Origin of the sequence: Treponema sp. UBA3813, from assembly GCA_002368605.1 — a bacterium.
Lineage (GTDB): Bacteria > Spirochaetota > Spirochaetia > Treponematales > Treponemataceae > Treponema_D.
Genome location: DFEB01000027.1, coordinates 41388 through 67004, shown reverse-complemented (window position 1 = coordinate 67004; position 25617 = coordinate 41388). Strand labels below are relative to the sequence as shown.

The 25617-nt window shown below is 44.8% G+C and carries 18 protein-coding genes; 9 read left to right on the top strand and 9 right to left on the bottom strand.

Annotated elements, in window-relative coordinates:
• Window positions 1–15: 15 nt before the first annotated feature.
• From B2089_RS04205 to B2089_RS04195, 3 genes are read left to right on the top strand one after another with little or no spacing between them, the layout of a single operon-like run.
• Window positions 16–1383 (top strand): tetratricopeptide repeat protein, encoded by a 1368-nt coding sequence (locus tag B2089_RS04205; RefSeq protein ID WP_296326045.1) that lies wholly within the window; start codon window positions 16–18, stop codon window positions 1381–1383.
• Between the two features lie 3 nt (window positions 1384–1386).
• On the top strand, window positions 1387–2595 hold the full coding sequence (locus B2089_RS04200) for a TraB/GumN family protein (protein WP_296326047.1): 1209 nt from the start codon (window positions 1387–1389) through the stop codon (window positions 2593–2595).
• Entirely contained in the window at window positions 2592–3383 is a 792-nt protein-coding gene (locus tag B2089_RS04195; protein WP_296326049.1) for a class I SAM-dependent methyltransferase, read from the top strand. Before B2089_RS04200 ends, B2089_RS04195 begins: the two co-directional genes overlap by 4 nt.
• Window positions 3384–3392: 9 nt before the next feature.
• On the opposite strand, the gene B2089_RS04190 is transcribed toward B2089_RS04195, so the two are convergent.
• The 8 genes from B2089_RS04190 to B2089_RS04155 are packed head-to-tail and all read right to left on the bottom strand — an operon-like array spanning window position 3393 to window position 11843.
• On the bottom strand, window positions 3393–3620 hold the full coding sequence (locus B2089_RS04190) for a hypothetical protein (RefSeq protein ID WP_296326051.1): 228 nt from the start codon (window positions 3618–3620) through the stop codon (window positions 3393–3395).
• Between the two features lie 5 nt (window positions 3621–3625).
• Entirely contained in the window at window positions 3626–5272 is a 1647-nt protein-coding gene (locus tag B2089_RS04185; protein WP_296326053.1) for an NAD(P)/FAD-dependent oxidoreductase, read from the bottom strand.
• Window positions 5273–5291: 19 nt separating this feature from the next.
• Window positions 5292–6185: an HTH-type transcriptional activator IlvY gene (gene ilvY / locus B2089_RS04180; protein ID WP_296326056.1), complete on the bottom strand. Its 894-nt coding sequence runs from the start codon at window positions 6183–6185 to the stop codon at window positions 5292–5294.
• A complete protein-coding gene (gene proC / locus B2089_RS04175; protein ID WP_296326058.1) occupies window positions 6186–6974 on the bottom strand; it encodes a pyrroline-5-carboxylate reductase in 789 nt (262 codons plus the stop codon). It abuts the gene before it with no gap.
• A gap of 15 nt (window positions 6975–6989) precedes the next feature.
• Window positions 6990–7784, bottom strand: a complete 795-nt coding sequence (proB, locus tag B2089_RS04170) for a glutamate 5-kinase (protein ID WP_296326060.1) — start codon at window positions 7782–7784, stop codon at window positions 6990–6992.
• A 4-nt stretch (window positions 7785–7788) separates the two neighbouring features.
• The gene (locus B2089_RS04165) at window positions 7789–9066 is read right to left on the bottom strand and encodes a glutamate-5-semialdehyde dehydrogenase (RefSeq protein ID WP_296326063.1); all 1278 of its coding nucleotides are present in this window, start codon (window positions 9064–9066) and stop codon (window positions 7789–7791) included.
• A 4-nt stretch (window positions 9067–9070) separates the two neighbouring features.
• On the bottom strand, window positions 9071–9592 hold the full coding sequence (locus B2089_RS04160) for a hypothetical protein (protein WP_296326065.1): 522 nt from the start codon (window positions 9590–9592) through the stop codon (window positions 9071–9073).
• Between the two features lie 58 nt (window positions 9593–9650).
• Complete coding sequence (locus B2089_RS04155) at window positions 9651–11843, bottom strand: helix-turn-helix domain-containing protein (protein ID WP_296326066.1); 2193 nt, start codon at window positions 11841–11843, stop codon at window positions 9651–9653.
• 448 nt (window positions 11844–12291) lie between these two features.
• Here B2089_RS04155 and B2089_RS04150 point away from each other — a divergent pair, with 448 nt between their 5' ends.
• Window positions 12292–16461: a hypothetical protein gene (locus tag B2089_RS04150; protein ID WP_296326068.1), complete on the top strand. Its 4170-nt coding sequence runs from the start codon at window positions 12292–12294 to the stop codon at window positions 16459–16461.
• Window positions 16462–17190: 729 nt separating this feature from the next.
• Here the strand turns inward: B2089_RS04150 and B2089_RS04145 are convergent.
• Window positions 17191–18183, bottom strand: a complete 993-nt coding sequence (locus tag B2089_RS04145) for a PD-(D/E)XK nuclease family transposase (protein ID WP_296326070.1) — start codon at window positions 18181–18183, stop codon at window positions 17191–17193.
• A gap of 222 nt (window positions 18184–18405) precedes the next feature.
• Between B2089_RS04145 and B2089_RS04140 the strand changes: the two genes are divergently transcribed.
• The 5 genes from B2089_RS04140 (at window position 18406) to B2089_RS04120 (ending at window position 25555) form a co-directional block, all read left to right on the top strand.
• Window positions 18406–20724: a pectinesterase family protein gene (locus tag B2089_RS04140; protein ID WP_296326072.1), complete on the top strand. Its 2319-nt coding sequence runs from the start codon at window positions 18406–18408 to the stop codon at window positions 20722–20724.
• A 108-nt stretch (window positions 20725–20832) separates the two neighbouring features.
• Entirely contained in the window at window positions 20833–21888 is a 1056-nt protein-coding gene (locus tag B2089_RS04135; RefSeq protein WP_296326074.1) for a GGDEF domain-containing protein, read from the top strand.
• Between the two features lie 15 nt (window positions 21889–21903).
• Window positions 21904–22824, top strand: coding sequence for a hypothetical protein (locus B2089_RS04130; RefSeq protein ID WP_296326076.1), 921 nt, complete (start codon window positions 21904–21906; stop codon window positions 22822–22824).
• A 55-nt stretch (window positions 22825–22879) separates the two neighbouring features.
• Window positions 22880–23050 (top strand): hypothetical protein, encoded by a 171-nt coding sequence (locus tag B2089_RS04125; RefSeq protein ID WP_296326078.1) that lies wholly within the window; start codon window positions 22880–22882, stop codon window positions 23048–23050.
• Window positions 23051–23167: 117 nt separating this feature from the next.
• On the top strand, window positions 23168–25555 hold the full coding sequence (locus tag B2089_RS04120; protein ID WP_296326080.1) for a helix-hairpin-helix domain-containing protein: 2388 nt from the start codon (window positions 23168–23170) through the stop codon (window positions 25553–25555).
• The last annotated feature ends 62 nt before the right edge of the window (window positions 25556–25617 follow it).

The window sequence follows — 25617 nt, the reverse complement described above, 5'->3', positions numbered from 1 at the left end:
CATTATTAAGGACTTATGATGAAATTTCTAAAAAAATCACTTGTTTCAAAACTTGTCGGCACATTAATTTTGGGAGGAGTATTTTTGTGTACGGCACCGGCTTTTGCAGCCTCAAGTTCAGCGAATCAATTCGTACAACAGCTTGATAAAATACTCTCAACGGGTACGCTTTCGGATGCGCTCTCATTGTTTGAGAAAATGCCTGCTGATTTAAAAGATGATGTCGATTTAAAGTCATTGCACGCATCACTTCTTTTGTCTGCGGGGAAAACTGGCGAGGCTGACAAAATTGCCTCGGAACTTCTGTCAAAATCTCCCAAAAATATCGATGTGCTTTTTCTCAATGCGATGATTGCAAAACAGAAAAACAACACAACTAAAAAACAACAGTATCTCAAGCAGATTATCGCGATTCAGCCGAATAATCCTGACGCAAATATAGAATTGGGAAATGAACAGGCTATGAAGCGGAATTATCGTAATGCCCGTGATTATTACCTAAAAGCTATGAAAGGAGATCCAAACAATATCGAGGCTCTTTTTGGACACGGAAAAATGTCTTATTATCTCCAGCGGGATGATGATTCTAAAAAAAGCTTCAACAAAATTCTTGAGCTTGATCCTACTTATGCGCCAGCACTTTCATATCTTGCAAAATTTGAGGCTGAGGCCAGGCACTATAAAAAGGCGGTAGAATATCTTTCTAAAGCAATTGAAATTGAGCCTGATAACAGTGACTATTATTTTGATTTGGGAACTTTTCACCGTGGGGCAGGAAAATTTGAAGAGGCAGAAAAAGCATGGAAAAAGGCGACAGAGCTTGAACCTGATTATTTTTTGGGTTATGCATATCTTGCCGGGCTTTACGATGAGCAGAATAAATTAGACCTTGCCTACGAATATTACAAGAAAGTCGTTCAGAAAAATCCGAATTATTACTATGCCTATGAGTCAATCGGAATGTTGGCATGGCATGAGGGAAATTATGAAGAGTCTAAATCAGCATTTGAGGCTGCATACAAGGCAAATCCGAACAATGCTTCTTATGCACTGATGATTTCTGCCTGCCTGCAAAAAATGAAAAAGCCTCAGGAGTGTAAGCAGTTTACAGAAAAGGCAATGAAGGGCATGGATAAAAATTCCTTTGAGTATCTTTCATTGCGCCTGTTCCATGATATGGCCGGTGACTCGACGCTGGCTCTTAAAGTTCAGAACGAAGAAAGCAAAAAGAAAAAAGGCAAATACCTCTATTATTTGGCACTTTATTGGGATATAAAGGGAAACTCCAGCATTGCACACAAATACTATGCCGAAGTCACTTCTATAAAGGGTGCGGATTTCTTTGAATTCCGGCTTGCAGAATGGGCTGAAAAGGGAGTTTAAGTTTTGTCACAGATTAATTTGAATCTTAACGGAAAAGAAATAGTTTTGCTGGGAACGGCTCATGTTTCCCAGGCCAGCTGCGATGAAGTAAAGGCCGCCATTGTCGAAAAAAAGCCCGACTGCGTCGCCATTGAGCTTGACGAGCAGCGTTATGCCTCATTGAACGACAGTGAATCTTGGAAAAATCTTGACATAATCAAAGTCCTGCGGGAAAAGAAGGGATTTTTGCTCCTGGCAAACCTGGTGCTTTCCAGCTTTCAGAAGCGAATGGGCGCCAATGTGGGAGTGAAGCCGGGTGACGAAATGCGCGCGGGAATTGAGGCCGCAAAAGAGCTTAATATTCCTTGCGAGATGGTTGACCGCCCGATTCAGACGACGCTTCGCCGGGCCTGGGCAAAAAATTCCGGCTACGGAAAAATCAAGCTGCTTTCTGCTTTGCTTGCCAGCGCGGCTTCAAAAGAAGAAGTTTCCGGCGATGAAATCGAAAATCTCAAGAACAAGAGCGAGATGGACGGCATGATGAACGAGCTTGCCCAATTCATGCCGGGCGTAAAAGAAGTTTTGATTGACGAGCGGGATTTTTACCTGGCGGCCCATATTTGGGAGGCGGTGCAAAAAGATGGTCGAAAGAGTGTGATTGCTGTTTTGGGCGCGGGGCATTTACCGGGCGTGCAGGCTCACCTTGAGAAAATCGCGGCCGGAGCAGAAGGCACGGACACGACCGAGATTAGTTCCCTTCCCGCAAAAAAAATCGGCGCGAAAATTCTTGGCTGGGCCATTCCCGTGATTATAATGGCTTTGATTGTGGCGGGCTTTGTCTACGGCGGCATGAAAAAGGGCGCGGACTTGCTTGGTGCCTGGGTTTTCTGGAACGCAATTCTGGCTGGAATAGGAGCTTTGATTGCAGGCGGTCATCCCCTTACTGTTCTTATGGCGGCCGTGGGCGCTCCTTTTACTTCACTTTGTCCTCTTGTAGGCGTGGGAATGTTCGCCGGAATCGTGCAGGCCTTTGTTTGTAAGCCTAAAGTGGCCGACATGGAAAGTGTGATGGACGATGTTTCAAGCGTGAAAGGCTTTTACAAAAATCGCCTTCTCCGGGTGCTTCTCGTTTTCTTCCTTTCAAGTTTGGGAAGCTCAATCGGAACTTTCGTAGGCGGCTCTTCAATCGTGGTAAGCGTGATTTCTTTCTTCAAAGGCTTGTTCGCTAAATGACACCCTTAGAAAAATATTACAACAAATTCAAAGAAGACCACAGGCTCACCACAAGGCACGGAATCGTGGAATTCACCGTCTCCATGAAGCATATTCACGATTGCATGGAGCTTTTGCGGGGCGGCCGGGAAAACGCTCAAATCAAGATTCTCGATGTGGGGGCAGGAACCGGCCGCTATTCCGTGGCCTTAAGCCGCGAAGGATTTGACGTGACGGCGGTGGAGCTGGTTGAGCATAACCTTGAAATTTTACGGGGCAAGCATGAAAATGTGAAAGCTTGGCAGGGAGATGCCCGCGACCTGCATTTTTTAAGCGGCGAGACTTTTGACATCACGCTCCTTTTCGGCCCCATGTATCACCTGCACTCTGACCAAGACCGGCTTGCCGCCTTAAACGAAGCTAAGCGGGTCACAAAAAAGAGAGGATTTATCCTCGTTGCCTATGTGATGAACGAGTACGCCGTTTTAAGCTATTGTTTTAAAGAAGGAAAAATCAAGGAAGTGCTGGAAAAAGGCAGGCTGACAAAAGATTTTCACACGATTACCAACATAGACGAGGATTTGTACAGCTACACCCGCCTGGAAGATATGACCAGGCTTAATGAAAAGGCCAGTCTTGAGCGGGTTAAGACTTTCGCCCCCGACGGAGCGGCCGACTACATGCGGCGGGAGCTCAATGCCCTGGACGAAGAAAGTTTCCGTCATTTTATCGACTATCAGATGTCAATTTGTGAGCGGCCGGAATTGCTGGGAGCAAGCTCCCACACGGTGGATGTTTTGAGGAAATAGTCATTCTTGTCACGACAGGATGTCGATCATTTCCCGGAAGAAGTGGTTTTCAATGCGGGCTTCGTTCATGAACTCGCCGAAGGAGGCGTATTTTTTCCCCTGAAAGCGTTCGCCGAAGACAATCAGGTCGTTTCCGGCATCATCGCGGTCGTAGGTGAGATTGTAATTTTTTCCGTGGTAAGTGAATTCAAATTCCTTTTTTGTATTGATAAGAAAAATCAAGTCGTCTTTTGTCATAATCCTTAATGTTCCGTTTTCAATTTCTCACAAATCTTCGCCGCGACCTTTTCCCCGTCCATGGCTGATGAGCCGATGCCACCGGAATAGCCTGAGCCTTCGCCTGAAGGATAGAGATTTGCGATTCCCTCACATTCAAGGCTTTCTTTGTTTCGGAGAATTCTGACCGGGGTGCTGGTACGGCTTTCTGTGGCGATGAGGAGGGCCTGGTCGCATACAAAACCGTGCATGTTCTTGTCGAAGTCGCGGAAACCTTTTTCAAGGCGGTTGCGGATTTCTTCTGGCAGCCATTTGTCCAATCGGCTGGCAACGACCCCTGGCTTGTAGCTGGTTTCGGGAAGGGCCGTTGAATCTTTGTGACTTAAAAAATCCGTGAGTTTTTGAGCCGGAGCGAACTGGCCCTTTCCCTGACGGAAGGTTTCTTCTTCGAGCCAGGTGCGCCAGTAAAGGCCTGCGAGGGCGGGGCAGCCGTCAGCCTTTGCTTTCTGGACGAATTCTTCCGGGATGTCTTCGGGACGGCGTTCCACAACGATTGCGGCATCGCTCCACTTGCTGTTCCGTCCTGAGCCTGACATTCCGTTGATGACAATCTGGTTTTCTGCCGTTGCGCAGGGAACGATGTAGCCGCCGGGGCACATGCAGAAACTGTAGACGCCGCGACCGTCAACCTGAGTGGTCAGGCGGTATTCTGCCGCTTCGGGCATTGCCTTTCCGTGGAACTGGATTGAGTCGATAAGGCTTCTGGGATGCTCAACGCGGACTCCCACGGCGAATGTCTTTGCCTCAAGGGATTCGGGAGAGATTTTTGCAATCATCTTGTAGATGTCAATGGCAGAATGACCTGTTGCGAGAATCACCGCATCTCCTGACAGCTGGGATTCCTGCCCGGTCTTGAGATTTTTCGTGCGGATTCCCTTGACGGTGAGATGCGTTTGCGTTTTTGTCATTGTCGGGCTTGATCCGGAAATCTCTTCTATAATCAAATCAGTGCAGAGGGTGTCGAAATGGAATTCCCCGCCCAGTTCGATGATTTTTTTTCTCATGCCGCTGATGATTCCGGGAAGTTTGTCCGTGCCGATGTGGGGATGGGCGTCGGTCATGATTCGCTCAGGCGCGCCGAATTCCACGAAAATGCGGTAGATTTTTCCGATGTCGCCCCTTTTGTTGCTTCGAGTGTAGAGTTTTCCGTCTGAGAAAGTGCCGGCGCCTCCTTCCCCGAAGCAGAAATTTGACTGGGCGTTGAGTTTTCCTTCGTTTTCAAGATTTGAGATGTCGCCCTTTCGCTCGTCCGTGCAGCTTCCTCGCTCAACTAAAATCGGCTTGATTCCGTCTTCCAAAAGCCTGAATGCGGCATATAATCCGGCGGGGCCGCTTCCTACGATGACGACTGAGTGCCTTCCGTCAGCCTTTTTCCAAGTGGGCAAAAATTCTCCGTCTCCGTTGGGCTTTTCGCCAATGTAGACCTTGTAGCGCAAGAGAATTTTTATCTGTCCGTGGCGGGCATCGATGGATTTTTTTACGAAAACACTGGTGACATCGCTTTTTGACGCATGGATTCCTTTTTTATCGAGAGCGTGCAAGATTTCAGCGTCAATGAGGGCAGTGTTTTTTTCGTCGGCGGGTTTTACGGTAATTGAAATGTCAGTCGTCATGGAGAGAATTATAGTGAATTTATCTTATCTCGTTAAGAATCTCATTCACGGCCTTGCGGATTCTTTTGAGCGACTCGCTTCCGGAAATTTCCTTTTTTTGAATAAATCCGACTTCATAGTAGCCCAGGGCATTTCCCGCAGAAAGACATGTGAATCCTGCTTTGTAGGGACCGTTTGTCAAAACAATGTGGGGAATAAGGCCGATTCCGATTCCCAGCTGAACCAAGGCCATAATCGCCTCGTTGCCTTCGGTTTCGGCGGCAATCACTGGCTTTACATTGCGGCTCTGAACCCAAGTGTCAAATCTCTCCCGCGCGAGGCCTGTTTTTGGGAGAATCAGTGGCACGGAAGAAACGATATCCTGGGGGCTGCCTGCTGAGTGTTCCCAGGGGCCGCCAGTGCTCGCGGCAAAAACCAATGGCGTGTGGCGGATGGGAAGGGTGTCAAAGCCCGAAAGCCCGCTCTCTGGAATGGCGGCAACGGCAAGCTCTGCCCGGCCTTCTTTGACCGCGTTCACCGCTCCTGCCGGGTCTCCGGTTTCGATTTCAAGATGGATTTTCGGGTATTTTTCGGAAAGGGATTTTAAGAATGGCGGCATAATCGAATAGCAGGCCGTGACCGAGGCGTAAACATGAAGAGTTCCAGAAACTTCATCCCCGGATGAGCGGAAGGAATTGAGAATGTCTTCCTGTTCTTCAAGGCATTTTTTTGCAAAGAGGGCAAAATCCGCACCAGCGGGCGTGAGTTTTACTTCCCTGTTGTTGCGCTCAAGAAGATTCGTGCCAGCCTCGTCTTCAAGCCTGGAAATCAATCGGCTCAAAGCAGAGGGACTGAGGTTCACTTTTTCTGCCGTGTGGGCGAAATGAAGGGTCTGAGAAAGATTAAGAAAGGCGTTGAGTTCAAAAAAATCCACTTATTTTCCCAGAGCGATTGAGCGGTCACAGGCTGCTGTGACTGCCTCAATCACTGCATTTCGGAAATTGTTTTTTTCAAGGGCTGCGACGCTTTCAATCGTAGTTCCAGCCGGCGAGCAGACCATGTCTTTAAGCACAGCCGGGTGGCTTCCGCTCTGCAAGACCATTCCCGCTGAGCCGTAAACTGTCTGGGCGGCGTAGGTGTAAGCCTGAGAGCGGGGCATTCCGCAGCGCACGGCGGCATCAGCCAGGGCTTCAATGAACATGAAGACGAAAGCCGGGCCCGATCCGCTTACAGCCGTAACGCAATCCATGAGTTTTTCCGGCACGACTTCGACCTTTCCTGCCGCCGAGAGAATCTCTTTTACAGCTTCAAATTCTTCGCTTGAAACCGATTCACTCTTTGTAACGGCGGTCATAGCCTCGCCAATCTGAGCGCAGACATTGGGCATCATGCGAACGAATCTGGCTTTCGGGGCGAAATTCTGCAATTTTTCCAATTTTACGCCAGCCGCCATTGAGATAATCACTGAGTCGGAACTGATGTCATTTTTGATTTCGTCAAAGACATCGCCCAAAAACTGAGGCTTTACGGCCAGGAAAATATATTTTGAAGAGAGAACTTCTTTGTTCGAGGCAACGAAAGAGCAGCCGTTTTCTGAGGCGAATTTTTTGCCCATTTCGCTGTTTTTGTCGGTCACTTTGATTTGTGAAACATCAAATTTTTTGCAAACGGCCCGCATGATTGCGCCGCCCATTGCGCCAGTTCCAATACAAGAAATTGTCATAATTAACTCCTTAAATTACTCTGCCAAAAAAAGCGTTCCCCTTGCGCTGCCGTCGGCCAGTTTGTCCAAGATGTCGGACTCTCCGCCGTTGGCAAGAATCATTGGAATGCCGTATTTTGTGCTTTTGCTGGCGGCCTGAATTTTTGTTTCGATTCCGCCGGTTCCGAAGGCGTTTGTCTCGCCGATTGTTATTTGTTTGCGTAAGTCTTCGATTGATGAGACCTGCTCAATCAGCTGGGCTTTTGGGTTCGTTTTGGGATTATCCGTGAAGATTCCCTCAATGTCGCTGAAAAGAACCAGCAAATCCGCGCTCCAGAGAATGGCCGTGATTGCGGAAAGATTGTCGTTGTCGCCGATGGCAAATTCATCTGTGGAAACAGAGTCGTTTTCGTTGATGATTGGGACCACTCCCTCATCAACCAAAGTGAAAAGCGTGTTGCGGATATTGAGGGAGCGGTGATTGTCCTCAAAATCTTCTTTGGTAAACAAAAGCTGGCCAATGTGAAGATCCTGCTCGGCGAAAGCCTTCCGCCACTGAGCCATAAGCTCCACCTGACCGATTGCGCAAAGTGCCTGTCGGAAGTGAACATCCTTTTTGCGCGCCCATTCCTTGAGGGTTGAGACCCCGGAAACCTGTGCCCCGGAAGAAACGACCACGATTTGCTTGCCTTTTGCGATGAGATTTTTGCACTGGCGGGCAAATGAAGCCATGAATTCGGTGTTCTGGGTGCCGTCCGCTTTTGCGAGGGTGTTTGAGCCGATTTTGATTACGATTTTGCGCGATTCATTCATCGCCTGAGAGATTGTCATAGTCTTACCTTACCTGGCCATCGCCGTCAATCAGATATTTTGTTGTGGTGAGCGCCTTGATTCCCATTGGACCGCGGGCGTGGAGTTTTTGCGTTGAGATGCCCAGCTCCGCGCCGAAGCCGAATTCGCCGCCGTCAGTGAAGCGGGTCGAGCAGTTTACATAGACACAAGCCGCGTCGATTTTTGCCTGGAAGAGTCGGGCATTTTCCCGGCTTTCAGTGATGATGCTTTCTGAGTGCTTGGTGTTGTGGCTGTTGATGTAAGAAATCGCTTCGTTTACATCGCTCACGACTTTTACCGCACAGATTAAATCAAGGAATTCAAAACCGAAGTCAGAATCTTGGGCTGGAATGATTTTACAGTCCACAGATTCAAGAGATTTATTTTTCAAGATTTCAAAGGCTTTTTCGTCCGCGCGAATTTCCACTTTGCCGGCAAATCTTTTTGCCAGACGGGGCAGGAATTTTTCCGCGACTTTTTCGTGAACCAGAATGCACTCAATGGCGTTGCAGACTCCCGGACGCTGGGTTTTTGCGTTCCATGCGATATTTTCGGCCATTTCAAGGTCGCCGCTTTCATCCACATAAAGGTGGCAGACTCCGGCCCCAGTCTCAATTACGGGAACTTTTGCCGTCTGAACGACCATGTTAATCAGTTTTGCGCTACCCCTGGGAAGAGCCACATCGATTTTGCCAACGGCGGTAAGAATTTCTTCGACTTCCTCGTGACTTTCGCAGGGGGCAAGCTCAATCGCGCCTGGAACTCCGAATCCCTGAGCAGCCTCGGAAGAAAGACCTTCCTTGATTGCGGCCACGATTGCCTTGTTTGATTTTAATGCGCTTGAAGAGCCTCGGAGAAGAATCGCGTTGCCGCTTTTGTAGGCGAGGGCGAATGCATCAACTGTGACATTGGGGCGGCTCTCGTAAATAATGGCAACGACTCCCAGGGGAACGCGAACCTGTCGGATTGACATGCCCTTGGGCGTCTTCCAGCCGGCAGTTTCTTCGCCGATGGGGTCTGTCTGGGAAATGATTATTTTGATTGAGTCGATAAGACCGTCGATTCTTTTGTCATTAAGGGAAAGTCGGTCAACAAGGGCCTCGCTGGTGCCTTTTGAGCGGGCCATGGCTACATCTTCAGCGTTTGCCGCAAGAATTGCAGGACGGTTTTTTTCGATTGAAGAAATAACCGCCTCCAAAGCGACATTTTTCTGAGCCGCCGTCTGGAGGGCAAGAGTATCGCTTCCGGCGCGGAGACTGTCACATATTTCGTTGATATTCATAGGCTTAGTAATTTGCGAGGAAGAACATGGCAATTAACATGACAGCCTTGTTCTTTTCGTTTGGCCAATCGTTTGTGGCAGGCAGATTGTTGACATACCACCAGAAAATGCCGAATTCCGGGTCAATGCGAAGGGCATACTCGCTGAAATCCTCGCTTTTTGCCATTTCGCCGAACATAAGGTAAATCACATCGTTTACGATTGCCGTGAAAGAAGCATAAACTTCTGACCAATTGCCGGCCTCAACGGAAGCGCAGTATTTGTCGAGTTTGACCAGAATTTCTTCTTTGAGGGAAACATCCGCGCTGTCAACCCAGGTTTTCTGAATGAGCAGGGTGAGGTTCTTTTTGAAAGAAGTAATGAGTTTTTTGACGCTTTCGCCAGAAGAAATATCGAAGCCAGAGCCGAACTGAGAAGCCACGACAGAAGCCGCTTTTTGAATTTCCCCGGAATCAGACGATGCAAGCAGGGTCTTTAACGAATCTATTACATTTTTTTCTATAAAATCTTTTATTAAATCGTTCATACAGAGGATATTTTAGAATATTGTAAGCGTTTATTCAATCAGCAAGAATTGGCAGGAATTAGCGCAGGTTTCGTTTTGCCCAAGCCCGCGGAGACATGCCCGTATTCTTCTTGAAAACGCTGGAAAAATAATTCTGATTCTGAAAGCCCAGACGATTTGCGATTTCTCCGAGTTTTAGCGACTCGACTTGCAGTAAATTTTTTGCCTGCTCGATTTTAAGCTTTTCGTGAAGGGTTTGAATCGTAAATCCCGTGAGTTCCTTTGCCCGCCTTACAAGATGGCTTTTGCTGACGGAAAGGTCGCTGGCCATCCTGTCCAAATCCGTCATTTCGTTCAGGTGCTCCATCAGATAATTGGTAATCTGACTTGCTTTGATAGAACCGCGGAATTCTTCCTGTTCCCGTGACGAAGTGCTCAAAATTCCTTCGACTTGCTCGTTGCTCAAGAGTGCCGTCCGTTCTTTTGTTCTTCCCTCCCGGATATAAACCGAATTCAAGGCATTGCTCAAAAGAGTGCGGACTGTATCGTAAATAGAGATATTTGGATTTCCTACCTCAAGGAATGCGTATCCGAAATATTTGTCACTGTAATGTAAAATCTCCACGATAACGGAAAATCTGCGCGTCCGGGGGAAGAATATCTTGGGAATTCGTGTCGGCTCGGTAATCCTGTAAGGCAGCTTTTCCTGAATGTCGGCAGGAGGCTCAGGAAGAATCAGCTCAAGGTTTGCGGTGGCGATATCGCTCGTCATGTTTTCGCTCAAGGCAAGTACGATTCCAGGAATACCCATTTCACTAAGCTGATAACGCAAAACATCTTGAATTTGCTTTCCGCTGGTGGCAGAGGCAAAGTTAATTGCGATTTGAGAGAGATTGTTCATTAAGTAAGTGTCTTCGCGGGAAGCCATGGAGTCATATTCAATGAAAATAGAAACCAATGCCCGGAGCTGGTGAAAAACATCCTCCATGTGGACATATTGCTTTATGTCGTCACGGACAAGGGGAAGAATCAGTTTTCGCAAAGAAGTGATGCTTTGCTGGAATTCACTGTTAACGATAGAGGAATCTTTCCGTGTGTTTTGGAGCAAATTCTGAAACCAGCGGAGCATTTTGCTGGGAGTCTTTTGTTCATAAATATCATCGAAGACAGAGTTTACAAGCCGCTCAATGGAAGTTTCGTCCTGATGGGGGAAAATAAACCTTACCTTTTGGAAAAGTGAAGTGCGTACATCTCCCTCTGATGACCGCTCGACCGAAAAATCCTCCTGGCGGGAACTGTCCTCTGCCGCCTGAACGACGCTTTTCTCAAAACAGCCGCATGATTGGCGAACCAAAAGCGAAGTGTGAACCATTCTTGTTTCAAAAACATCTTGAGGGGACATGATTCTGTCGATTAAAAGCTCTACAGAAGCATAACCGCGCTTAAAATATGCAAGATCGATTGTGGTGACAGGCGAGCGGGCGAAAAGACCATTGTACTGATTATTAAAACCTGTGACGGCGACATCTATGGGTACTGAAATTCCGTGTTTGTCCAGCTCTTCGATGACTGCGGCGGCAATCATGTCACTTGGAGTGACGATGCACTCGATTTCCTGTTTGTCGTGCAAGTCGTGGTAGGAGATAAGTTTTTCAACGGCGATGGCAATATCGACATCAGACATGCTTGGCGTAAGAATCACGGAGTTTTTTATTTCGTCGATGCCAAATATATTAAGCTGCTCGTGGTAACATTTGAGACGCGTGAGCTGTGGAGTCGAAGTTTCACAACCGATGAATGCGAATTTTGAGTAAGAGTGTTCCTGAATCAGGTGGGTCATTATGACTGAAATTGAATAGGAATTGTCGATGCGGATTGACGGAACTCCCGGAATGTCGAGGTAGCCGATATCTACCATGGGGAGCGGATTGAGGGCAGAGAAAGTGGAAACAACAGAATCGTTATCGAGAAATTCGCAGAGTGAAGACCCCCAGATTACAAGGCCGTCGATGAGCGGTGCTTTCATGAATTTGAAGGTCTTGAGGTAGTGAGAGATAAAATCTATGTCGTCAAAAAAGGAATATTTGATTGCGCCTGCAAAGTTGATGAAATTTAAGTCGTAGTCAGAGGCGGCTTTTTGCATTCCGGCTATGTATTCCTGGCCGATAAAAGAACGGAAATCTGCAATTCCTGCAAAACCTATTGTGATTCTGTGCCCGCGGGCCTTTTGAGAAGTCAGAAATGAGCGTCTTTTGGAAATGTCGTGATTCATACATTCATATTATAACACGAAATGATTATTTTTTATATAAAAATTTTGAAAAAAAGACGAAAAATCGAAAAAAGTTAAAATATAAGCTAAAAATGCAAATATTTTATACATTAAACCTGCCAATAATTCCGTCTGACAGATATATAAAATATGCTTAAATATTAAATATTATTACAAAATATAATCATTAGATTTTACTTAGAAATAAAAAATTGGAGATTTCTTAGATTTTGCGAAAAAAATGATTATATTTTATAAAAAACTTGAAAATATTTTATAATTCTACTGCTATAAATACGCTTTTGTTCAAAATTAGCAAAATTTTGCACAAAACTTGTATAAAATTTATGAAAATTTCGAGATACACAAGTGAAAATCTCTATTATTCTCACACTAGCAAAAAGTAGGGAACTGAAAAGTTCGTCATATTACAAAAAAGGGGAAAAATATGAAAAAAACAGTCTTGGAGAAACTTACTCTCGCATTCGGCGCTCTTTCATTGCTTTTCGGATTTGCGTCATGTGCCGCAGATGCGGGTGGTGGCAGTGACGGCGGAAGTGCTGCATCCTCGCTTACGATTTCAAGCGCATCTATCACTGTGGGTGAGGCAACTGCCGATGGTGTAAACCCTGATACAGATATTATTGTTGCAACATCTTCGAAGCCATCGACTGTAACGGTTTATAAAGTTGAAAATGATAAAGAAAGTCTCGTTGATACAATCAAGGCGAGCGATGAAAAATTATATTCTGGAAACGGAAGCGGAGTCGGTAAAATCAATGTAAAAGACCAGCTCATTCAGCTCGTTGACGGAGTTGTGGTTGTAAAACCGCACTTTGATTCAAACGGTTATGGTCAACTTGAATACAACACTACTTATAAAGTTTACTTTGATGATTCTGCTGATGAGGAGATTTCTTTTAAAACGCGTGAAAGCGAACCTTCAATCTCTGGCAATTCGATTACGGTTGGAGCGTCTGAGGAGGATGATTTCGCGACTGTTCAGGGCGCATTAAATTATTTGATGAAGAATTCAAAGTCTGGTGATTGGACGATAAATGTTGCGGAAGGTTCTTATCATGAGCGTCTTTATTACAAAGGAAACGCAAATGTCACTTTGGCTGGTCCTGAGGACAGTGGGGATAATGCCTTTGGCGATAAGGCGATTATTTATTGGAAAAACAATGACTCATGGAACGGCGGCGCGAGACTCCGCACGAACTTCCTTTGGGAAGGTGGAAATCTTACTATCAAAAATCTCACGCTTAAATCAACATATCTCCGAACTGTTGACGGCTCTTCAAGCAACGACTCAACAGAGGTTCTTTATTTCGACTCAACTTCAAATCTTGTAGCTTATGATTCTTCTTTCCTCGGTCATCAAGATACTCTCATTATGGGAAACAAGGGCGGAAGAGCTTGGTTTTATAAAGATTTCATTGAAGGTGATGTTGACTTCATTTGGGGCTATATTGATGTCGCTTTGTTTGAGGAATGTACACTTCATATTACTTATGATGACAAGGCAAGTAATGGATATATTTTTGCTTCACGAACAGTTTATAATAACAAAGTAAACAAAGGATATGTTCTTTTGAACAGCAAAGTTTATATCGACAGCGGTATTAAACCGTATTATGGACGAAATTCAGGGGATGACTCTCAGGCTGCGGTAATAAATTGTCAGTTTGAGCTTTCTCCGAACTCGGCTTTATGGGGTTCTGCTGGAAAGTATAACACATTTGATGAAGCAGGAGATGCCGCAATCGCATACAAAGATTTCGGAAATACGCTTTTTTCAGGCTCTTCAATTTCTACTAGCGGCAGAAAAGATGATACATATACAATGAGTGAACGGGTTGTGAATCGTGAATACAACGGTCGCTATGCAATTCTCAACCGTGGATTTGATGTTGACTCAAACGCATACAAGACCGTTTCAAAGATTTGGGATATTTCTGCGTATGAAGAAGAATTCAATGCAACAGAAGATACCTCAAAATCAAATGTGTATGTTGAGCCTGTTTATAAGAAAAATCTCGTAGGCGGAAATACTGTTCAGCTTACGGCTTCTTCTGACGAAAGTGGACTAACATATAGCTATGAGTCTTCTGATTCTAACATTGCTAGCGTAACTGCTGGCGGACTTGTTACGGCTGAGGTTGGGAAAAAAGGAACTGCGACAATCACCGTCACGGGAAGCAACGGAAGCTCGGATATTTTTGTGGTCTCTGTGATTCCAGAAATCATTAAAGCGGAAGCCGTTAATGTGAGCGTTCCGAGTGCAACAATGGCAAAATACACGATGCAGGATTTGAATGTTTCATTTACACCTGCTGAACCGACAATGCAGACTGTCAAACTCACTTCTTCTGACGAGAACCTTAAATTCTTTGATTCTGACTCAAAAACATTCTCTTCAGAACTTACCGTTGACATGGAAACAACAAGCGTTCAGATTTGGGCTGCGGCGGAGCTTTCTGATGTCACTATTACAGCGAAATCTACTGAGTATACAGGCGCAACTAGCGGAACTGTAAGCGTTTCAACGACAGAAAATGTGACTTCATATACGGCTGCTGAAGCGTGGGCCAGGGGCGGTAACGGAAACGGTACAATCAACTTTCAGGGCGCAAACGGAATGTGGGAAGATATCGCCGTGGACGGAACGACGCTCTCGACATCTGATAAAAAATCAAAATTCCAGGTAACTGCAAATGACCGAATTCAGGCTCGTCAGACAATCCTTTATATTCCTGTAACTGGCGCATCTACGGTTAAGATTGATTTGGCGGGAACTGTTTCTGGAGACTTCTATTTCGGAATCGGTGATTCAACATCAAACAGCTTCACGGCAAGTAGCGATGGTCTTACATATACCTATGATTATGCAGGTGGAAGCAACGGCCTTGTAGTTGGAAATGATTTGTCTCTTGCAATGGGAACAAAAGGCACTGGTGGAAATGTCGCGGCAAATACAAAATACCTCAAAGTAGTTCTCGGCGGAACCAAAGACCGATATATCAGCGCAATTACCGTCACAAAGACTGGAGAATTCACTACGACCTTTGAGGAAGTCGTTGATGAAACTGTTTATGTAACTTGGGATTGGGTAAACAACAATGTTACACAGTCTGCTGATGGTAATTCTTATTCATCTAATCAAATTACGGCTGGTTATCTCAAAGGTGTCACGAAGAATTCTATTGATAATTCTACTGCTGCGAATGAAATTGTGGCTTCTGTGTCAGGTGGACAGTTCAAAATTAATTCTGGTTATGGACAATGGAATGCAGGGGCGATGATGCAGATTCCTGTATCGGAAGGCAGTATTGTTAGCGTTGAAGTTTGGAATTATACATACGCGGCAAGCTATTTCACGCTTGGTGGAAAGGCATTGACGGATATTTCTGGTGATGCAAAATCAGCTGTAGCTTCATACACGGCTACAAAAGCGGGATACATTGCTCTTAAAGCCCTCAAGAACAGTTCGTATATTAAGACTATTACAGTCACAAAACTTGATGCAAACGATGATTTCTCAAGCGACATAGTGGATTTTGTCTCTGAAACAAAAACTGTTTCTAATGATGAGGACACTCTCGGATTGATTGCAACTTCGGTCAGTTCAAACAATACTTCTGTAGCAACAGCAAGTGTTACGGCCTCAGGTATTGAAATCACATCTGTCGGTGCAGGAACTGCGACAATTACCGCAAGCGACGGCACGAACGAAGCCACGATTGAAGTGACGGTCGGCGACTATGGGGCGATTACTTTAGGCACGATTACGCCGTATGTTGATAATTTTGATGCTTCTTCTGCGACTGTCACATGGGATTTAACTCCAAATACGGTAAATATTCAGAAAGTTCTTGGTACTGTCAAAGCGACTGTAACAGGTTCAAGCGACTATCTGATTCGGGCTGCGGTTGATGCGACATGCGATAAGGGAAAATTGCAAGGAAATGGTTCTCATGCTCAGATGAATTTTGGAACTAAAATCAGCATTCCTGTCACAAGTGGTGCTGTACTTTCTGTGACTGCAAATGACGGCGCTCAATCTGCCTTGTATACGATTGACGGCACTGCCGCAAGTACAACTGAGAAAACTTCAACTTATACCGCAACAAGTGCTAAATGGATTGAAATTGTATCAACAGGTACTGCTTATCCGTGTACGATTGTAGTCACAGGTCTTGATTTGACGGCTCTTCCGTCTGCCGCAGGCTTGGATTACATTTGGAGTCAGGAAGCTGTCTCTGCGGATTCTTTCGGAGTTGAAGGAAGTGCAGCTTCTTATGATGGTCTGTATGTGGATGCAACATCTGGAAAATTTAAGCACAATGGTAGCGGTTGGATTCAAGTAAATACAGGTACAGCTGTATATGTTCCTGTTACAGCGGATTGTACAATTACCGTTGCAGGATATACAACAGGATACAGCATTGCAGTTAATGGAACTGATGTTAAAATGACTGATAACGGTGATAAGTCTTATACATATTCAGTTTCTTATAATACTGATGCAGTATCCCTTGACGGTTATTCTGGAAAATTTGTAAAACTGACGATGGGTTCTAATGGTTATTGGGGCTCAATAAAGAGAGTTTACTAATTTCATTTTTGGTTTAATTTCCCCCCCAGTGGTTCGCCATGCGGGGGAAACCTCCTTTTTTTGAAATCCCCGTGTACAAGTAAACAGTGTATGCGGGGATTTTTTGTCTCCCCGAATTCCTGTTCGGGGAATTTTCGTCAATTCCTAAATATTGACTTTTTGCAGAAATATAGTATCATAAAACACAGAGGGAAACCGCGGTATTGTGGCTCGCCTCTTTCGGTTCATATAAGCCTACTCAAAGTTTACCGGACTGGGTAGGCTCTTTTTCTGTCCTTTTTCAATTATTTGAAGAGGTTCAGTGCCGTAACAATCAAAGTCAAAGCCGCAATGACGAGCATCGCAATTTCATACTTATTCATGCTACGCAGTCCTCCCATTTTCTTGGAATGAGAGGTAAGCCACCCTATACTTTGGTTTCCCGATAAGTATATTTTATAGTAGTAATATTTTCCTTGTCAATATACAAGTTTTTTTATCCTGCATAATTCACACGAAATATTGAAGGAGGTGCAGAGAAAAAACACTGTGTCCGTCGGGACGAAAAATATTTGGGCGAGTTTGTTGTCAGTGTTTTTTGGAAAATGCCCTTGAGGTTTGAAGAACAATTGAACTCTGGAAAGTGGGTGAAAATGGTTCTTCTTCTGAAAGATGGGAACTTCAAAGCATTAGAAACTGAAACTTTGGCTCTGTATCACTAAAATTATTTCCGCGTGTCCTTGCTCTAAATTATGCGTCAAGTTTGCTTTTTAGGGCAAGGACTTCTTTTGTAGTCATTCCTGTGCCTTGCGCCACTTGTTCTGGCGACAAACCCATCCTCAGAAAGTTTTGCGCTGCTTCAATGGCTTTTTGGCGGGCACCTTTTATTAAGCCTTGTTCAATTCCTTGTTTTAGCCCCTGCTTCATACCCTGCTTCATACCCTGCTTCATACCCTGCTTCATTCCTTTTGCGAGACCGCGTTCCATGCCTGTTTTTTCGGCATATTGCATGTTTGAGTTGTAGTCTCGCTGTGCTTTAAAAATGGAATTTTCTATTGCCCAATTGATGTCATCTTGACTGACCATGTTTAGTGCTGCATTTGCGTTCATAAGCCCATCCTCGGAATCTATCAGTTTTTTGATATAATCCCTGTGTTTTTCGCTGTCCGCATAGGAAAGAAATAATCCCCATTTTTGAAGTTTTGTAAGCTTCTCGACGGAAGTTCCAAACATTTTGCGAATTTTAATCAAGTCAAAAAAAATAATGTTGAGTTTCCCCGCGAGCTGCTCTCCGCTTTCTTTTCTCATAGTATACCACGCAAGTGGTGACTTGTCATTATTGTCAAACTCGAAATTCAGCACGGAAATCTGATAGGCTGACGGGGAAGTCCAATTGTCGCCTCTGCGGGAATTTACATTAAGCAGGCGGGCAGCTTGAATTTCAGCTCGTGTCGCATAATCATATTTTTGTAAACGGCTTTGCATCTCAAGGTCAGCTCTTTCCCCGTCATCGAAAGTTATGCCCACATCAAAACTCATCTGCATTTCTCCAAGCATATCAATCGGCGGTTCATTCGGGATAAGGGCGAGGTTGCTGATTTTCCTGTTTAATAAAGTGGATATGAAGTCTTTTAATGCAAGATTGGATTCTTGTGTATTCTGCGTGAACATAGCCTTGAACGATGCGTCACATCTTGGGTTCAGAAGGGCTGTTGGGGAAGGTCTGAGGACACGATTTTGCATTTTTTACTCCTTGGCTTTTCTAAATCTATAATCTTTATATAGAAAAAAAATCTTGTTTTTCGGCAACGGATGATTATAATTTTTTGTTATATTTTGGTTTTTTTCTGTGCCTGTATGTTATTTTTTGTCAGTGAAAATCAAATTCTTGTTTTAATTCTCCATATCTTTCTTCTATAATAAGGGTATATAATAAAAAATCATTAAAATTGGAGGATTTTTTTAATGAAAAAACTGTTTGCTGCTGTTGTGGCGGCTTGCGCTTTGTTTGCGGGCTGTCATCAGTCAAATGTTTCTGAAATCACTCTTTCGGGAACTGGAGTAAAAACACAGACTTTTGGATCTATCCAAGAGGCTCTTGATGCGATTGGTGAAAAAGAAGGAAAATTCACTATTCGCTTGCCACAGGGAACTTACGAAGAAGCTCTCTATTACAAAGGTCCTGCCGACATCACGCTTTCTGGATGTACAAGTGCAAAATACGGTGAGGATGTTAAAATTGCTGTTGCCAACACTGGCGATATTCTTCTTCTTTCAAAATATACAACTGGTCAGAAGGCTCGTTGTGTATTTGAATTCGAGGGAACAGGAAACCTCACGCTTGAAAACCTTGCCGTTCACAATACATTCGTCCGTGGTTCGGTAAAAGGCTCTAACACTCAGGCAGAGACAATCGGTTTCGACTCAACAGGTACGCTCGCCGCTTACAACTGTTCGTTCAAATCAACACAGGATACACTCCGCATGACAGGTAAATCTTGGTTCTACAACTGTTATGTTGAGGGTGACACAGACTTCATTTGGATGGAATACAGTGGAAAGGTTGCCTTGTTTGAGGAATGTGAAATCGTTTCTATTTTCGACGCAAAACACACAGACCCGACTTCTTATATCGGTGCTCCTCGTATGGACAAGGGCAATGCGGCTGCAAAAGGTCTCGTAATCTACAATTCAAGCATCAGCTCTCAGGAAGGCGAAAAAACTTTCCTCGCACGAACTCCGTGGAATTCTGGTTACTACAATCAGGTTGCATATATCAATGACACAATTGCCAGCGGAAAGGTTGAGGCTGGCCTTTGGAAAGGCTCACCGCTCACAGCAAGCGGAATTCCTCAGACAATCATCGGATGGAAAATTGACCGTGCCACTGCAGACGCTATCGGCGTAAAGCTTGACGGTCGCAAAGACATTCTTACAGAAGAAGCCGTTTCAAAAGAATTCAGCGGACGAGACGCAATTCTCAACCGTTACTATGATTTGGCAACTCTCAAATACAAAAAAGACATTGAGTCTTACTGGGATGTCAAAAAACTCGCTTCTTCACACGGCTGGAAGGTTTCAAAAGATTCTTCAAAATCACTTCTTCCTGGCGAAGAAAAGGCAAGCCGCACCACATACACTTTCAGCGATACAAAGCAGAACAAAGACATTACCCTCGAAGGTTTCAATGTTGAGGGTGATAAGCTCGTAGGATTTGAAGGAAGTAAAATTACTTTCCCGGTTAAAGGAAAATCTGTTGTCTTCGTAACAGGTTGTTTGGCTGGAAACGGTACAATCAAGTCTAGCAATCAGGGTGAGGCTTTCTTCGACTTCAACACTGGTTCTGCAACTAAATATGCAGAAAAAGCTTATGTCGTTTACGAGGGTGCTTCTACAATCACTATCACGGCATCTTCTAAAACTACAATCGCTAAGATTGCGGTTGAGTCTGACAAAGTTGTAGAATTCATTCCGATGACTTCAATCGCTGTTGCTTCTGAAGATAACGCTGAGATGGTTTACGGCCGAAAGGGCTTGCAGTTCTCTGCAAAAATCACTCCTCCTCGTCCGACAAATGCTGATTATGAATGGTCTGTCTCTGACCCAAGCGTAGCTACAATCGATTCAACAGGCTATCTCGTTGCCGCAGATGTAAAAGAAGACAAAGACATCATCGTCAAGGTTACGGCAAAAGATGAAAAGGCTGTCTCTGCTGAATTCAAACTCAAGGTTTCTAAACCAGATCCTAATGCCGTTGGTCTTTCATGGCTCAACAGTCTTGACGCAAGCAATACTCTCGCTGGTACAAGTGACAACGAAGAGCTTGCAAAAGCTAACACGGCAATTCCTTCACCAGGAACATGGAAATATAATGGCTCAAAAGTCAATGCAGAATTCGCAAAGGGCGGAATCACATATACAGGCTATTCTGGAACTATTACCGGAAAGGATACTCTTTATGTTGACTTCCCGATCACCGCTCTCGATAATCTCGAAATCACAAGCATCGACGCTGCTTTCGGAAACCATGGAACTAGCAATGTTGCTGTAATCTTCCAGGGAATCATAGGTTCTAAGAAAACAGAACTTGCGACTGACACTTCTCGTGCGGCTCGTTCTGTCAAAAAGACTTATGATTTGGAAAAACCCTACTCAATCAAGAAGGGCGAGACTGCAAACATTCGTGTCGTTCTTTACGGCTTGGACGGAAACGGTGAGTGCGCAATCGCTGCCGGAAAGGCTCCGACTGTCGCTACAATCACAATTTCTGGAAAACGCAAGTAAAACTTAATCCACTTGATTTTCATGCAGGCTTCTTCGGAAGCCTGTTTTTTGTTTAAAATTTATAAATTTGTTTTAAACTTATGCATTTTTGTTGTATAATAAGATACTATGGATAATTTCTTTAGGGAAAACGAAATAAAAACAGACCCTGTGACAGGTGTTTACGCTCAGAGTACAATATCTTCCTACGCGAATCACCTGATTCGTGAAAAAACACCATTCAGTTTTGCACTTATTGATGTCGATAATTTCACTTATATAAACGATGCTTTCGGTCATGAAGGTGGGAATAAAGTTCTCTACGATATTGCGAATACAATAAAATCCATTCTTGGAGACAAGGGGGTTCTTGCCCGCAATAAGGGGGATGAATTTTCGATTATTCTCAAAGACATCACTGTCTACGACGAAATTTGGAATATCTGCCACACAATTCTCGTAAAAGTTAACGAAATTGAATTGCCCGATATCGGAACACAGACTATTACCGTAACGATTGGTCTTGACCGCTTTCCGGAAAATGCCACATCTTATGATGATTTGCTTTCATGTGCAGAAAAGGCATTGTACCGGGGAAAGACAAAGGGGCGCAACTGTTTTATCATTTATCTTCCCGAAAAACACGCGAGCATTGTTCCCAAAAGCGAAAAGCAAAAGGCGGTCGGTTCCCTCAACCTTCATTCCAATATCCTTAAATTTCTCACGGCCAGCGATGATTTAAAGAGCGGAATCCAAAATTTCATTAATTTTATCAGCTCTTATTTTGAAATTGACCATGTTTGTATTCAGACTGATTCTCAAATACTCTTTCAGAAAATACATCAAAGATCACGGACAAAAGATTTCCGCCTTATTCCTACGGAATTGATTAAGAACAGTACGAATCCTGTCACTGGTGTCTTATATATGGATGGAATCGGCAATTTGTTAAAGGCAAAAAAGAACGAATTGTACGAATTGCTTGAGGAACAGGAAATAACTTCAAGCTGTATAGCAGAAATAGAATATCGGGATGAAATATATGGTATGCTTCGTCTTGATATGACTGGCACAGAAACCGACGGCAGGTTGTTGCAATACTCTGATGCTGACTTACTTCTCACTGCGGCGCGAACCATAGCCTTGATTTTGCATTATACTGGCAGACGGATTGAAGACTTGTAATAAGGAGAGATATATATGGCAGTAATCGACAAAGATGAACAGCAGGAACATATTATTGAGGGACGAAAGACTTTTTTTATTTGTCCCGACGCGACGCTCTTGCCAGAGAATTATCTGGAAGAGTATATGGCCCGCGGTTACGAGACTTATATTATTGGTGATGACCGCTACTGTCCGCTAAAGGCGAAGGTCGAGGTCATCATCGAGACTTTCACTGATTCAATTCTTTTCTTCTATATCGACATGCCTGTTCCTGGTATTTCATGGGAGAAATATATCAAAGAATTGCAGGAAAAATACACTGGAAGGATTTTGATAGGCGTGCTTTATGCAAAGCGCCAAAGTGAAGAAGATAAAAAAAAGCTGGAAAAATATTACCTTTTTGATGTGGGAATCCAGTGTGGCTGTATTTCCCTTGAGTACCAAAAGGCAAAGAATTTCGCTCTTATCGACAAGGTTATGTATGCGAATCAGGCTTGCGGTCGCCGAAAAAATATCCGTGCAATCTGTGACACCAAAAGCCGCGTGAGTTTTGTCACCAAACACGGTCAGATTAAGGGTAGCATCCTCGATATCAGTCTCAGCCATTTTTCTGCTATTTTCGAAAAGACGCTTGATGTTCAGCTCTACGAAAAAATTCCGAAAGTGCTCATAAATGTCAACGGATTGCATTTTATCAGTGATGCTATTCTTGTCATGCAGCGAATGAAGAACGGCGTTATGCTTAATGTATTCGTATTTTCAAATTCTATGGGGCAGCAGGGGGTTGAGAGCGATATTCAGCCACGACTTCTTGAGCGGATTTACCAGATGACAAGCGACAAGGCAAAATCACTTATGCGCTTTAAGTTCGGCGAGGCTCGTAAAAATCTCCGCCAATATATGAGCGATGACGATTTGTATGATGCCGGATATTATAACTTTGATGGGGATTGATTTATCTTATCAGAAGATGTAATATAACTTAATTTTTCAAGAAAAGGAGATTTGTATGAAAAAGACAACAAAAATTGCTGCTGTTGCATCTATCGCTTTATTTGCTGCTGTTGCTATGAGCTGTGGTTCTACAGCTAAAGCTGCTGAGGCAGAGGCTCCTGCTGTTGAAGAGACAGTTGAAGCTCCAGCTGAGGAAGCTCCTGCAGAAGCACCTGCTGCAAACTAATCAAACTAAAACAGCTTGATTAAACCGGCTGCCCGAAAAGGGCAGCTTTTTTTTGCCCCAAAATTGTTATTGTCGGGCTTTGACCCGACAATCTTTTTTCAGTAGAATACTTTCACTATGGAATTTACACAGGAATCAATCGACGCCCTCGTAGTGAACGAAGTCGAAATCATGAAAAGAATCGCTGAAGAGCTCAACATTCGCGTTAGCCAGGTCAGCGCAGTTATCAGTTTGGTGAATGAAGGATGTACAATCCCTTTCATTTCTCGTTACCGCAAAGAAAAGCATGACAACTTGAACGAAGTCCAGGTCACTGATTGCGACCACCTGTTCAAATCATATAAAAATCTTGAAGAGCGCCGCCTCGAAATCGTGCGTGGCATTTTTGGTCAGGGAAAACTCACAGAATCCCTTTACAATGCCGCAATGAACGCAAAAACCCTCACCGAGCTTGAGGACTTGTGGGCACCATTCAAAAAGAAGAAGAAGACAAGAGGTATGGTGGCAGCCGAAAAGGGGCTGGAAGGGCTGGCAGATTTCATCATTGGCGAGAACGATGACGCTGCGGTTGAGGCTGAGGCCGAAAAATACATCAAAACCGACAACGAGGATGCAGCCCTCAATGTTGAGAGTGCAAAAGACGCAATCGACGGAGCAAAAGACATCATCGCTGAGCGAACAAGCCAAGATACAGACAACCGCTCTGCCGTTCACGACCTTTACATGAGATCGGGCACAATCCAGACAAAGGGAATCGTTCCCGAAGGCCAGGACGCGACTGTGGCCGAGAACACTTCTACCTACAAAATGTACTGGGATTACTCAGAGCCGCTGAATCAGGTTAAGCCCCACCGCATTTTGGCAATCAACCGTGCCGAGCGCGAGGGTGCTTTGAGCGTTACGATTGATGTTCCTGTGGACGACGCGGTTGCCCTCTTGCAGAAGCGGGTAAAAATCTCAAATAAATATCACTCTGAGGCAATCGAGGACGGCCTTGTTCGTCTTCTCAGCCCTGCTGTCGTCCGCGAAATCCGCAGTGACGAGACTGACGAGGCTGACGACCACGGAATCGGAATCTTCTCAGAAAACCTCAAGAACCTTTTGATGACCCAGCCAATCAAGGGAAGCCGAGTTTTGGGAATCGACCCTGGTATCCGCACTGGTACAAAATGTGCCGCTTTGGACGAAACAGGAAAATACCTGGGCTACTTTAAGATTTATCAGGTTCAGCAGGCAGACGAGGCTTACAATCTCTTGAATGAGGCAATCGACAAATATGACATTCAGGTCGTGGCCGTTGGTAACGGAACAGGAAGCCCGGAAGTTCAGGCTTTGGTTTCAAAAGTCATCAGCGAAAACTATGCTGACAGCGATGTAAAATACACAGTCGTAGATGAATCTGGTGCTTCCGTATATTCAGCAAGCCCTGTGGCAACCGAAGAATTCCCTGAGCTTGACCTTACAATCCGTGGAGCAATCTCAATGGGCCGCCGCCTGCAGGATCCTCTGGCAGAACTGGTTAAAATCGACCCCAAGGCAATCGGTGTCGGCCTTTATCAGCACGATGTAAATCAGAAAAAACTTGCCGAGCAGCTTGATGAAGTAGTCGGCTCTGTCGTTAACCAGGTAGGCGTAAACCTGAACACGGCAAGCTACATGCTCCTGAAATATGTTTCGGGCATCAACATGAGCACAGCAAAGAAAATCGTCGCTTACCGAGACCAGAACGGCAAAATCACCAGCCGTGAAGAGCTTAAAAAAGTTCCGGGGCTTGGGCCTAAAGCCTTTGAGCAGTGCGCGGGATTCTTGAAAATCGCCGAAAGCTCTGACCCCTTGGACAACACCTGGGTTCACCCGGAAAATTACGATGTCGCCCGCGAGGTTCTTTCTTATGTAAAAGAAGGAAAACAGGTTCCTGCTGATTTGAAGAAAAGTCTCTGCGAAAAATACAATGTTGGCGAAACAACGCTGAACGACATCATCGAAGAGCTTGGAAAGCCAAACCGCGACCCACGCGACGGCTACCCAGCTCCAATCATGCAGAAAGGCGTCGTCAAGTTCGAGGATTTGACCGTGGGCATGAAAGTAACAGGCAAAATCAAGAATGTAGTTGACTTCGGCGCTTTCGTTGACATCGGTCTGCACGAGACGGCTTTGATTCATGTTTCTGAGCTAAGCGATTCATTCGTTTCAGATCCGATGGACGTTATCAAAGTTGGCGATGTAAAAGAATTCACAATCATTGCGCTCGACAAAGACCGGATGAGAATCAGCCTTTCCCTCAAGAGCGACGCCCACACCCGCTTAGGCCAGACCAACGAGGGCAAAAAGCCTTCTTCTGACGGCACTGGCAAAAAGCGAGTGGTAGTCGTAAAGAAGGGAAGCGGCGACAAAAAGCCCGACTTCGCCCGAAACAACGACCGCCCGCGCAACGGCGGAAACCGTAATTTTGGCAGCGACGACGGAATGAGCTACAACCCCTTCGCAGCCCTTTTGAAACGATAAATCTGCGTCGTATTTTGTAAGCCTTGCCTAAAGTGCAGGGCTTTTTTTTTGCGCGCATCATT